Source organism: Nocardiopsis sp. CC223A (assembly GCF_030766825.1).
Taxonomy (GTDB): domain Bacteria; phylum Actinomycetota; class Actinomycetes; order Streptosporangiales; family Streptosporangiaceae; genus Nocardiopsis.
Genome location: NZ_JASFDV010000026.1, coordinates 58,663 through 70,564, shown reverse-complemented (window position 1 = coordinate 70,564; position 11,902 = coordinate 58,663). Strand labels below are relative to the sequence as shown.

Here is an 11,902-nt window from a genome sequence, read left to right as displayed (position 1 = left end):
AGGCCCGGCACGACCGGCGGGTGCGCCGCGCCATCGTGCCGCTGGTCGTGGTCACCTCCCTCTGGGGGGTCCGCGACGAGCACGTGCCGCAGCTGGCGTCCGCCCACGGGGTGGCTCCCGCGGCGGTGCCCGCGGCGCTGGCGGTGGTGTGGGCGGGGGTGACCGTGGGCGGCCTGCTGGCCGGTCCGGCCTCGCGGCTGCCCGCCCGTGGGTTCGCGGTGCTGCTGGGGGCGGCGGCGGTGGCGATCGCCGCCGGGGCCCTGCTGGGCGGTGCGGCGGGGTGGGTGCTGCTGGGGGCGGGCTTCGGTGTGTGCCAGGCGGCCTGTGTGGTGGCCGACGCCCGTTTGCAGGACCGCATCACCGGGCCGAGCCGGGCCACCGTCACCTCGGTGGCGGGGCTGGGGACGGATCTGGTGACCACGGCCGCCTACCCGCTGTACGCGGCGGTGTTCGCGCTGACCGGGCACGGGTGGGCGTTCGCGGTGTTCGCCGCTCCCTATCTCGTGGCGGCGTGCGTCCTGGGGCGCAGGGGACGACCGGACCGGGTCGGAAAGTTTCACCGGTGAGGTGGCGGGGGCATGATTCCTGCGATGAAGTCGTCGCGGGGACCGAACCCGATCGGGGCCCGGGGCGTCTCCTCCTAGTAGTCGGGTGTCCTGGACCCCGATGAGGACGTGGTGGTCTTCACCACGTGGGCACCGTGCCCGAGGACGGCGGTCGCGGTGTGCGCGGGCCGTAGGCGTCGAGGGACCGCCTGCGGCCCCCTTCTCTTCGCTTTGCGCGGCCTGTTGGTCGGCCCCCCACGGATCGACGCTCTTGCGCACGTGAATAGCATCGTTTCTTGTGGCACATCAGACGAACCCGGTGAACGGTGACGGAACGGGCACAGCCCGCGTGCGCGGTATCGATATCCACTATGTGGACCGCGGCGTGGGCTATCCGCTGCTGTTCGTGCACGGGCACCCCTTCGACCACACCCTGTGGGAGCCGCAGGTCAGGGCACTGGCCGGGCGTGGTTTCCGGGTGATCGTGCCGGACCTGCGCGGGTACGGCCGTACCACGGTCGTCCCCGGCGTCACCACCATGGACGATTTCGCCCGCGACCTGGCGGCCCTGCTGGAGTACCTGGGCCTGGACTCGGTGGGGGTGGTGGGGCTGTCGATGGGCGGCCAGATCGCCCTGGAGCTGTGTCGGCTCTTCCCCGACCGTGTGGACTCCCTCGGCCTGGCCGCGACCAACCCCTATGCCGAGACCGAGCAGGGGCGCGCCTCCCGGCGGGCCGTGGCCGCGCGGCTGCGCGCCGAGGGCATGGCCGGCTACACCGACGAGATGCTCGTGGGCATGATGACCGAGGCCAACGTGCGGGCCCTGCCCGCGGTGGCCGACCATGTGCGCGCGATGATGTACGCGGCGCCCCCCGAGGGTGCGGCGGCGGCGCTGCTGGGCCGCGCCGAGCGCACCGACCACCTGCCGCTGCTGCGCCGTATCTCGGCGCCGACGCTGCTGGTGGCGGGGCAGGAGGACGGGTTCACCCCGCCGGACTTCACCGAGGCCATGCACGTGCGCATCCCCGACTCGGTGGTGGAGATCATCGAGGGCGCCGGGCACCTGCCCAACCTGGAGCGGCCCGAGCGGTTCAACGAGGTGCTGCGCCGGTTCCTGGAGCGCTCGCGCACCCGGTTGAGCCGGACCCGCATCTGACCCCGGGCACCGAGCCCCGTGCCCCGGGCCGCCGGCGCCTCAGTGGTGCTGGGTGTGCAGGTCCAGGTCGCGCGGGACCAGGGCGAAGACCGCCGCGGCCGCCGTGAACATCACGAGCGCGCCGATGAGCCCGGTCTGGGACAGGGACGCGGTGAACGCCGTGCCCGCCCGTGAGGCCAGTTCGGTGCTGTGGGTGCGTTCGGCGATCTCCAGGGCCGCGCCCAGGGATTCTCGGGCGGCGCCCAGTTCGGCGGAGGCGGGTCCGGTGATGCCGGAGGTGTCCAGGCGGCCGCGGTAGACGACGGCGGCGATGGAGCCCAGGATCGCCACCCCCAGGACGTTGCCCAGGTCGTAGGCGGTCTCCTCGATGGCGGCGGCGTTGCCCGCCTTGGCGGCGGGGGTGCCGGACATGATGATGGCCGAGGCGATGGTGAGCGCCCCCGCCCCGCAGCCGAGCAGCAGCAGCGCCGTCAGCACCACGGGGACGGCGGCCGGGGCGGCGAAGAGCAGGGCGAGGCCGGTGCCGGCCACGGCCAGTCCGCCGGCCAGGGCGGCGCGCGCCCCGATCCGGTCGGCCGCCCAGGGCGCCAGCGGTGAGGCGACGACCGCGCCCGCCGCCATGGGAGTCAGGTACACCCCGGCCATGAACGGCGAGAGCATCAGCACCAGCTGGAGCCACTGGGCGACGAGCAGCAGCAGGGCCGCCATGGCCATCATGGAGGTCAGTGCGGCCAGCACCCCGGCGGTGAACGGGCGGCGGGCGAACAGGCGCACGTCCAGCAGGGGGGCGGGGCGGCGCAGGCAGCGCAGTACGAACCAGGTGAGCACGCCCAGGGCGGCGGCGAGCACGGCCCAGCCCACCGGGTCTCCGGCGCCGACCTTCGCGAAGTGCTTGACCGCCCAGACCAGGCCGACCATCCCTGCGACGGCCTGCACGGTGGCCGGGGCGTCCCAGGGGCCGGGGGCGGGGTCGCGGACCTCGGGCAGCAGGAGCAGCCCGGCGATCAGGGCGGCGGCCATGACGGGCACGTTGACCAGGAACGCGGCGTGCCAGGTGAAGTGCTCCAGCAGCAGCCCGCCCAGGATGGGTCCCACCGCCATGCCCAGGGAGGAGGTGGCCGCCCACACGCCCAGGGCGGTGGCGCGCTCGCGCGGGTCGGGGAACAGGCTGCGGATCATGGACAGGGTGGTCGGCATGATCATCGCGCCGCCCGCGCCGAGCAGGGCCCGCACGGCGATGACGGCCGCGGGGGTGTCGGCGAGCAGGACCAGCAGGGAGGCGCCGCCGAACACGGTGAATCCGGCGAGCAGGACGAGGCGGCGGCCCCACCGGTCGGCCAGGGCGCTCATGGGGACCAGGAGCCCGGCCAGGACCAGCGAGTAGACGTCGATGATCCACAGCTGCTGGGCGGCGGTGGGGCGCAGGCGGGCGGACAGGTCGGGCAGGGCCACGTTGAGGACGGTCATGTCCATGGCGACCACGAGCAGGCTGGCCGAGAGCACGGCCAGTCCGGCCCAGCGGCGGCGCCGGGTCGGGGCGGGGGGCGTGGTGGTGCCGGGCGGGGGCTGGGCGGTCACGGGGTTCTCCTGGGGGCCGCGCTCAGGAGCGCGGTGATGGAGCGGTACAGGGCGGCGGTGTCCAGGGGGGCGTCGTGCAGGAGGGCGTGGATGAGGGCGCCGTCGGTGAACACGGCGACGGCACGGGCGGTGTCGGGGTCGGTGTAGGCGCACAGGGCCTCGACCAGCCCGTCGAACCAGATCAGGGCCAGGGGGCGCAGGGCGGGGTCGTCGGCCGCGGCGGCGGCCAGGGCGAAGTCCGTGGTGACCTGGGCGCGGTCGGCGAGGTAGTCGGCGATGAGGTCGCACAGGCCGCGCGGGTCGCCGTCGTGGTCGGCCAGGGTGGTGCGCACCCGTTCCAGCCAGACCTCTCCCTCGCGGGTGAGGTGTTCCAGGGCCGCGGTCTTGAGTTCGGCCAGGGAGGAGAAGTGGTAGGTGGTCGATCCGAGGGAGACCTGGGCGCGGGCGGCGACGCGGCGGTGGGTGAGGCGGGCGGCTCCCCCGCCGACGATGAGGTCGGCGGCGGCCTTGACGATGGCGCGGCGGCGGCGTTCGGGGTCGCGGGTGCGGGGCGGGTCGCGGTCGGTCCGTTCCATGGTGCGCCTCCCGGTTTCCAGAACAAATGTACATGTACGTTTGTTCTTTTCCGGCGGGGGGTGGGTTCCGCGGGCCGCGGAGCGGTGTTCCGCGAGGCGGCCGCCCTGGTCGGGGCGCTGTCGGCGGTGCACCGCCCCGGAGCCGGTGGTGGGCGCCGGCGACGACCTCCACCGCCGCCAGGGTCGGCCGCCGCCTGCGCACGTACTCCGACAGGGGCATCCCGGCCAGGGCGGTGAACAGGCGGCGCAGGTGGTACTCGGAGGTGAGCGCCGCGCGCCATCCCCGCCACGTCCACCGGCCGCGAGGTGTCCTGCTCCACCAGGTCCAGCGCCCGGTTCGGTCGGTCCAGCACGGTCCACGTCCTCTCGTTCGCCTCCGACGCTACGGAACGCGCCGGTGTCCGGACCCGACTTCGGGCGTGCGCGTTCCGTCGGGTCCGATGCCCCGCTTCGGGCAAGGTCGGGGCATCGTTGGGCAAGGACTTGCATCGCCCCCGACGTGGGCGGTTACGGTGGCAGCACCCTGACCTGAGGATGGCCGACAGGCCGACCCCGAGAAGGAGGTGGGCGGGGCGAGGCCTGGACCGCGCCCCGCGGATACATGGACCTGGGTTTTCTGCGACCGCTGTACGAGACCGACGCGCCGGTGGCCTCGGTGCACCTGGACACCAGCCGGGCCACCATCGAAGCCGACAAGAAGATCGAACTGCGCTGGCGGCACCTGCGCAAGGAACTCGCCGATCTGGGCACCGACGAGGCCACCCTGGACGTGCTGGAGGAGGCGGTCGGCGAGGGCCGCTCCCGCTCGTTCGGCGACCACGGCCAGATCCTGTACGCCTCCGACGGCCGACTGCTGGGGGAGTACACGCTGAGCGAGCCGCCCTCCCAGGACCGGGTGCTGTGGTCGTCCGTCCCCGACGCGCTGCCGCTGGTGGTGGACCGGGGCCGGTACCTGCCGTACGTGCTGGTGGCCCTGGACCGCGTCAAGGCGAAGGTGTACTCCTACGACGGGGTGCCCGACCCCGTCCCGGTCTCGGAGAAGCACTTCACCGGCGATGACCTGCACAACATCGACACCATGGGGCGCGGCGGCCCGGGCAGCCGGGGCGGGTACAACGGCGACTTCAACCCCAAGCACCACCCCGTGGAGACGTGGCGGGAGAACACCGCGCGGCTCGCCGAGATCGTGCGCGAGGCCGTGGCCGAGGTGGACGCCCGGATCATCTTCGTCGGCGGCGACGACGAGGCCATCGCCTACCTGCGCGACAACATGCACGAGCGGCGCAAGCTCACCATCCCGATCCAGGTGGTCCCGGGCGGCCGCGGCGGCCCCGACGCGGAGGAGCGGCTGCACCGGAGCGCCGCGGAGGCGCTGCGCGCCTTCGTCGCCGACTCCCACGACGAGGTCCTGGACGAGTTCGAGCGCAAGCTGGCGCACGACCAGGCCGTGCGCGGCACGGAGCCGACGCTGTCGATGCTGTCGGAGGCCCGGGTGCGCACCCTGCTGCTGGGGGCCCAGCGCGAGGACGAGCCCGACCTGTGGGGCTCGCGCGCCGAGCCGATCCTGGTGGCCGCGAACCCCGGGGATCTGGACGACCCGGAGAAGGCCTTCAAGGCGCCCGCCAGCGCGCTCATGCTGCGTTCGGCGGCGATGACCGACGCCGGGTTCGTGGAGGTGCTACAGCACGGGGAGCCCGCCTCGGAGAACGGGGCGATCCTGCGCTTCCCCCGGCAGCGGTAGGGGCCGGTGCCCGGGGCCGTCCGAGCGGTGCGGGCGGCCCCCTTTCTTTCCGCAGGTGCGGGTCAGGCTCCGGTGGTCATGCCGAGCCGGACGAGCAGGTCGGCCTCGGTGACGAAGGCGATGCGCTGGCCGCGCTCGGCGTAGGTCTCGGCCTGGCGGTGCTTGGAGGTCTTGCCGCCCCCGTCGTGGCTCCCGATCACGAGGACGTCGGTCTTCTTGGTGACGTTCTTGGCGGGGGTGCCCCCGGCCTCGGCGATGCGCCGCCACACCTCGGGCTTGTCCATGGACTCCAGGTCGCCCGAGACGCACACGACCTTGCCGTACAGGGGGCCGGCCGGGTCGGCGTCGGGGGAGGGGGCGGGCAGTTCGGCCTGGGCGGCGCGCTGCCAGCGGGCGAACCGGTCCTGCGCGGGCGACTCCCGCACCGGCGCCGGTGCGGGGACCGCGGCCGCGACGGGCGCCAGACGGCGCAGGCCGCCGCCGGCGGCCCGGGCCAGCTCGGCCAGCGACGCCGTGCCGTGGCGCTCCATGGCGGCGATGGCGATGCGGGCGGCCGCCTCGGCGTCGGCGTCGGCCCGGTGGTGGTGGGTCACCCGGTGGCCGATGTGGGCGCTGACCGTGGGCAGCCGGTGGTCGGACAGCTCGGCCCAGGTGCGGCGGGACAGCGCCAGGGTGCAGGCGTAGTCCCAGCCGGGGGTGGCCAGGCCGGTGCGGGCGCAGGCCTGGGCGATGACGCCCATGTCGAAGGGGGCGTTGTGGGCGACCAGGGCGTCGCCGTCGGTGAACTCCACGATGCGGGCGTGCACGGTCCGCCAGGTGGGGGCGTCGGCGACGGCGTCGGGGGTGATGCCGTGGACGGCGATGTTGTGGTGGGAGAAGAAGTCGATCCCGGCGGGCGGGCGGATCAGGGTGGTGTGGCGGTCGACGATCACTCCGTCGCGCACCTTGACCAGGCCGACGGCGCAGGCGCTGCCCCGGTCCTGGTTGGCGGTCTCGAAGTCGATCGCGGTCCAGCTGTCCGACACCTCGGTTCCCTCCTCGCACAGTGGTGACGTGTCGAGGCTATCGCCGTATTCCGGCGCCGGGGGCCCGAACGGGATCGTCGGCCCCCGGCGCCGGAGACCCTCACGCGTCCCAGAGGCCGGTGGTGCGGGCGGCCGCCAGGGCGGCGGCCCGGTCCAGGAACTCCTCCACCGGCAGGGCGGGCAGGCGGCGGCCGTCGCGCAGGCGCACCGACACGGTGTTCTCGGCGGCCTCGCGGGCGCCGATGACCGCCTGGTAGGGCACCAGGCGGTGCTCGCGGATGCGGGCGCCCAGGGCGCCGTGGTCCGCGGCGGCGGTGTCGGCGCGCAGTCCGCGCCGCCTGGCGCGGTCGGCCAGGGAGGCGGCGGCCTCCTCCTGGCCGGGGGACACCGGCAGGGCGACCAGTTGGAGCGGGGCCAGCCAGGCCGGGAACGCCCCCCGGTGCACCTCGATCAGGTGGGCGACCACCCGTTCGATGCTGCCGATGACGCTGCGGTGCACCATGACGGGCCGGTGGCGGGCCCCGTCGGGGCCGGTGTAGTGCAGGTCGAAGCGTTCGGGCTGGTGCAGGTCGACCTGGACGGTGGACAGGGTGGACTCGCGTCCGGCCGGGTCGGCGATCTGCACATCGATTTTGGGACCGTAGAACGCGGCCTCGCCGGGCCCCTCCTCCCAGTCCAGGCCGGCCTGCTCCAGGGCGGACACCAGCAGGCCGGTGGCGCGTTCCCACACGGCGGGCTCGCCCGCGTACTTGCCGCGCCGGTCCTGATCGCCCGGGCCGGGCAGGGACAGCCGGTACCGGACCGGGGTGATGCCCAGGGCCCGGTGGGCGCGGCCGATGAGGTCCAGGGCGGCCGCGGTCTCGTCCACCACCTGGTCGGGGGTGCAGAAGACGTGGGCGTCGTTGAGGCGGATGGCCCGCACCCGGGTGAGGCCGCCCAGCGACCCGGAGGGCTCGTGGCGGTACATGTCGCCGAGTTCGGCGACGCGCAGCGGCAGCTCCCGGTGGCTGCGGGCGCGGGACCGGTAGAGGAGGGCGTGGTGCGGGCACAGGCTCGGGCGCAGCACCAGTTGGTCGCCGCCGTCGTCCAGGGGGCCGAACATGCCGTCGCGGTAGTGCGACCAGTGCCCGGACCTCTCGTACAGGGCGCGTTTGCCCAGGGCGGGGGAGTACACGTGCACGTACCCGGCCTCGCGTTCCAGGCCGCGCACGTACTCCTCCAGGGTGTGGCGGACGGTGGCGCCGTCGGGCAGCCAGAACGGCAGCCCGGCGCCGATGAGCGGGTCGGTGTCGAACAGGTCCAGGTCGCGGCCCAGGCGGCGGTGGTCGACGGCGGTCACGGGTTCCTCCCGAGGGTGCGGGGGCGGACCGCCGGATGCGCGAAGCCCCGGGGCGGTGCGCCCCGGGGCTTGGCTGAGTGCAGGAGTCAGCGCGCCGGTGGCATCTCCGGCGTCGTCGTGCTCAGGGCGCGCTGCATCATGCCGTGACCGTACCAGAGGACCCCCGGCGGTGTCCTGCGGAAAACCGCACCCCTCGTCGGTGGGCGGCACCATGGTCCGGGCCGGGGTGCGGCGACCAGCATGGACACCGTCGAGAAGCGATGGCGGGAGGGCCATGATCACCCTGCGGGGACTGACCAAACGCTACGGCGACGTGCTCGCCGTGGACTCCCTGGACCTGGAGGTGCGCCCCGGGCGGGTCACCGGGTTCCTGGGGCCCAACGGTGCGGGCAAGAGCACCACGATGCGCATGGTGCTGGGATTGGACCACCCCACCTCGGGGCGGGCGCTGGTGGGCGGGCGCCCCTACCGGGAGCTGGACCGGCCGCTGCACCACGTGGGCGCGGTGCTGGACGCCCGCGCCGTGCACCCGGGCCGCAGCGGCCGCGCCCACCTGCTGGCGCTGGCCCGCACCCACCGCATCCCCGACCGGCGGGTGGACGACGTGCTGGAGCGGGTGGGGCTGGAGGGGGCGGCCCGCCGCCGGGCGGGCACGTTCTCGCTGGGCATGAGCCAGCGGCTGGGCATCGCCGCGGCGCTGCTGGGCGACCCCGGTGTGCTGTTGTTCGACGAGCCCGTCAACGGGCTGGACCCCGACGGGGTGCGGTGGATCCGGGAGCTGATGCGGGAGCTGGCCGGGCAGGGGCGCACCGTGTTCGTCTCCAGCCACCTGATGGCCGAGATGCAGCTGACCGCCGACCACCTGGTGGTGATCGGGCGGGGGCGGCTCATCGCCGACGCGCCGCTGGCCGAGGTGCTGGCGCACAGCGCCTGGACGGCCGTGGTGGTGCGCAGCCCCCACCCCGAGGACCTGGTCACCGCGCTGGCGGCCGAGGGCGCCGAGGTGGAGCGGGCCGGACCCACCGAACTGGTGGTCACCGGCCTGGGGACGGAGCGGGTGGGGGAGCTGGCCCACCGGGCCGGGGTGGTGGTGCACGAGCTGCGCACCCGCGACGCCTCCCTGGAGCAGGCCTACCGCGAACTGACCGAGAACGCCGTGCAGTACACCGCCCGGGACGGAGAACGCCCATGACCCCCGCCCCCGTCGTCGAACGCCCGGCCGGGCCGCGCCGTGCGCTGTCGGACCTGGCCGCGGCCGTGTCCGCCGAGTGGGTGCGGCTGCGGTCGGTGCGCACCACCTGGTGGGGTGCCGCGGCGGCGTTGGCGCTGATGTGCGCGGTGGCGCCGTCGGTGGCCGTCTCCACCGTCTCCAACGCCCAGAACGGGACGGTGCCGGTGGCGCAGGTGCCCGCTGCGGAGATGGCGGTCTACGCCACCTTGTGGGTGGTGCAGTTCGTGGTGATCGGCCTGGTGCTGCCGGTCGTCACCACCGAGTACTCCTCCGGGGCGGTGCGCGCCTCGTTGCAGGCGGTCCCGGTGCGGTGGCGGCTGCTGGCGGCCAAGGCCGTCGTGACGGCGGGGTTCGCGTTCGTGCTGGGGGCGGTGGCCGCGTCGGCCGGGACGGTGCTGGCCTTCGCGGTGATGTCGCACCCCTACCTGGCGGGGTACGGAACGCTGGAGGCGGGCGCGGCGGTCGTGTCCGTGCTGCGCCAGGGCGCCTACCTCGCGCTGGTCGCGGTGACGGCGCTGGGGGCGGGTGCGGCGCTGCGGTCGGTGGCCGGGGCGCTGACCGCGCTGTTCCTTCTGGTCGTGGGGCTGCCGGTGATGCTGCTGATGATGGGCGGCGACACGTCGGTGTTCTGGAGCGAGCGGACGCTGTTCGTGGCGGGCGCGGCCTTCATGGACACCGACCTGGCGCTGGGGCCGGTGGGCATCGGCCCGTTCTCCGCGGGCGTGGTAATCCTGTGCTGGTCGGCGGCGGCGTCGGCGGTGGGCGCACTGGTGCTCGCCCGCCGCGACGCCTGAGGAACGGGGGAAGGGCCGCGGTGGCGGGTCGTTGGTGGGAGCCGGTCGCGGCGGTGGCGCTGCGGTTCGTCCGTTCCCTGGCGGGGGCGTCGGCCGGTCAGGTGACGGCCGCGGTCACCGTGCTGTGGGTGCTGGCGGTGCCGGTGGCGCTGTGGCCGCCGTTGCGCCCCGCGGCGGCGGGGTGGGCGGTGCGGATCGCCGACCGGGACCTGGGCCGGCTGGCGCGCTGGTACGGGTCGGCGGTCCACCCCGACGCGGGGGTGCGCCCCCGGGTGCTGTACCTGCTGGCCCGGCTGCCGGTGGCGCTGGTGTCCTCGCTGCTGCTGTTCGTGCTGGGCGGGCTGGCCGTGCTGTTCGCGGGCGGCCTGGTGTGGGACGCCCTCACCGGGGGCGCCTCCGCGGTGGACATCCGGATGACGGGGGTCCGGATGCACGTGTCCTCGCTGTCCATGGGGGCGATCTTCGGCCTGGGCACCGCCGGGCTGCTGTGGGCGGCCACCGAGGCGGTCGCCGCGGTGGAGGCGCTGCTGGCCCGCCGCCTGGTCGGGCCCAGCACCCGGGACCTGATGGTGCGGCGCATCGACGAGCTGACCCGCACGCGTTCGGAGGTGGTGCGGGCGGTGGACGAGGAGCGCCGCCGGATCGAGCGCGACCTGCACGACGGGGTGCAGCAGCGGGTGGTGGCGCTGTCGATGCTGCTGGGCCGGGCCCGGCGCGGCGGCGACGCGGAGCGGGCGGCGGCGCTGGTGCGCGACGCCCACGCCGAGGCGCTGGTGCTGCTGGAGGAGCTGCGGGACGTGGCCTGGCGGGTCTACCCCAACGCGCTGGACACCCTGGGGCTGGAGGCGGCGCTGACGGAGGTGGCCGACCGGTGCCCGCTGCCGGTGACGGTGCGGGTGGCGGCCGACCCGCCGCCCGCGGGGGTGCCGGCCACGGCGCTGTACTTCGTGGCGCGGGAGGCCATCACCAACGCGGTCAAGCACTCCGGGGCCGGGCAGGTGGCGGTGCACCTGACCGGTGACGGCGGCGGCTGGGAGCTGCGGGTGTGGGACGACGGCCGGGGCGGTGCGGACCCGGCCGGGGGCGGGTTGACGGGGCTGGCGCGGCGGATCGCGGCGCTGGACGGCACACTGTCGGTGGACAGTCCCGCGGGCGGGCCGACCACGGTCCGCGCGGTCCTGTCCGGCTGAGGTCGGAAGAAGGTGGAGGGTCCATGCGTCTGGTGATCGCCGACGACTCGGTCCTGCTGCGGGAGGGACTGGTGCGCCTGCTGGAGGAGGAGGGGCACGAGGTGGCGGCGGCGGTCGGGGACGCCGAAGCGCTGGTGGCCGAGGTGGCCCGGCACGGGCCGGACGCGGCGGTGGTGGACGTGCGGATGCCGCCCACGCACACCGACGAGGGGCTGCGGGCGGCGCTGGACATCCGTGCCGGGCACCCGCGGGTGGCGGTGCTGGTGCTGTCGCAGTACGTGGAGCGGCGTTACGCCACCGAGCTCCTGGCCGGTTCGCCGGGCGGGGTGGGGTACCTGCTCAAGGACCGGGTGTCGGAGGTGGGCGAGTTCCTGGCGGCGCTGGAGCGGGTGGCGGCGGGCGGGGCCGCGTTCGACCCGGAGGTGGTGCGGCGGCTGCTGGCGCACGCCCGGCCCGATCCGCTGGCCCGGTTGACGCCGCGTGAGCGCGACGTGCTGGAGCAGATGGCGCAGGGGTGGAACAACCCGGCGATCGCGGAGCGGTTGCACGTGTCGCTGAGCGCGGTGGAAAAGCACGTCAACGCGATCTTCGACAAGTTGGACCTGGACCACGGCACCGGGCACAGCCGCCGGGTGCGGGCGGTGCTGCGCTACCTGGGGGCGTGATACGGCCGCACCCGGCGGGTACGGCGGCGGGGCCGCACCCGAGGGGTGCGGCCCCGCGTTCAC

The 11,902-nt window shown here is 75.0% G+C and carries 10 protein-coding genes and 1 pseudogene; 7 read left to right on the top strand and 4 right to left on the bottom strand.

The window, feature by feature from the left end:
• Both QJS33_RS13240 and QJS33_RS13235 read left to right on the top strand, forming a co-directional pair.
• Positions 1–566: pseudogene (locus QJS33_RS13240) on the top strand (MFS transporter); the annotation flags it as partial.
• Positions 567–894: 328 nt separating this feature from the next.
• Positions 895–1,701 carry an alpha/beta fold hydrolase gene (locus QJS33_RS13235; RefSeq protein ID WP_306368248.1) on the top strand — a complete coding sequence of 269 codons (807 nt, stop codon included), beginning with the start codon at positions 895–897 and terminating at the stop codon, positions 1,699–1,701.
• A 39-nt stretch (positions 1,702–1,740) separates the two neighbouring features.
• Here the strand turns inward: QJS33_RS13235 and QJS33_RS13230 are convergent, their stop codons facing one another.
• Both QJS33_RS13230 and QJS33_RS13225 read right to left on the bottom strand, forming a co-directional pair.
• Complete coding sequence (locus tag QJS33_RS13230) at positions 1,741–3,279, bottom strand: MFS transporter (protein WP_306368247.1); 1,539 nt, start codon at positions 3,277–3,279, stop codon at positions 1,741–1,743.
• A complete protein-coding gene (locus tag QJS33_RS13225; RefSeq protein WP_306368246.1) occupies positions 3,276–3,854 on the bottom strand; it encodes a TetR/AcrR family transcriptional regulator in 579 nt (192 codons plus the stop codon). The genes QJS33_RS13230 and QJS33_RS13225 overlap by 4 nt, the downstream gene beginning before the upstream one ends.
• Before the next feature lie 601 nt (positions 3,855–4,455).
• On the opposite strand from QJS33_RS13225, the gene QJS33_RS13220 reads away from it, so the two are divergent.
• On the top strand, positions 4,456–5,595 hold the full coding sequence (locus QJS33_RS13220; RefSeq protein ID WP_306368245.1) for a hypothetical protein: 1,140 nt from the start codon (positions 4,456–4,458) through the stop codon (positions 5,593–5,595).
• 62 nt (positions 5,596–5,657) lie between these two features.
• Here QJS33_RS13220 and QJS33_RS13215 read toward each other — a convergent pair whose 3' ends face one another.
• Both QJS33_RS13215 and thrS read right to left on the bottom strand, forming a co-directional pair.
• Complete coding sequence (locus QJS33_RS13215; RefSeq protein ID WP_306368244.1) at positions 5,658–6,620, bottom strand: exonuclease domain-containing protein; 963 nt, start codon at positions 6,618–6,620, stop codon at positions 5,658–5,660.
• 100 nt (positions 6,621–6,720) lie between these two features.
• Complete coding sequence (gene thrS / locus QJS33_RS13210) at positions 6,721–7,959, bottom strand: threonine--tRNA ligase (protein WP_306368243.1); 1,239 nt, start codon at positions 7,957–7,959, stop codon at positions 6,721–6,723.
• A 274-nt stretch (positions 7,960–8,233) separates the two neighbouring features.
• Here thrS and QJS33_RS13205 point away from each other — a divergent pair, with 274 nt between their 5' ends.
• The 4 genes from QJS33_RS13205 to QJS33_RS13190 are packed head-to-tail and all read left to right on the top strand — an operon-like array spanning position 8,234 to position 11,839.
• Positions 8,234–9,151 carry an ABC transporter ATP-binding protein gene (locus QJS33_RS13205; protein WP_306368242.1) on the top strand — a complete coding sequence of 306 codons (918 nt, stop codon included), beginning with the start codon at positions 8,234–8,236 and terminating at the stop codon, positions 9,149–9,151.
• Positions 9,148–9,984 (top strand): ABC transporter permease, encoded by an 837-nt coding sequence (locus QJS33_RS13200; protein ID WP_306368241.1) that lies wholly within the window; start codon positions 9,148–9,150, stop codon positions 9,982–9,984. Before QJS33_RS13205 ends, QJS33_RS13200 begins: the two co-directional genes overlap by 4 nt.
• A gap of 20 nt (positions 9,985–10,004) precedes the next feature.
• Positions 10,005–11,174, top strand: coding sequence for a sensor histidine kinase (locus tag QJS33_RS13195; RefSeq protein ID WP_306368240.1), 1,170 nt, complete (start codon positions 10,005–10,007; stop codon positions 11,172–11,174).
• Positions 11,175–11,197: 23 nt separating this feature from the next.
• On the top strand, positions 11,198–11,839 hold the full coding sequence (locus QJS33_RS13190) for a response regulator transcription factor (protein WP_306368239.1): 642 nt from the start codon (positions 11,198–11,200) through the stop codon (positions 11,837–11,839).
• Positions 11,840–11,902 lie beyond the last annotated feature (63 nt).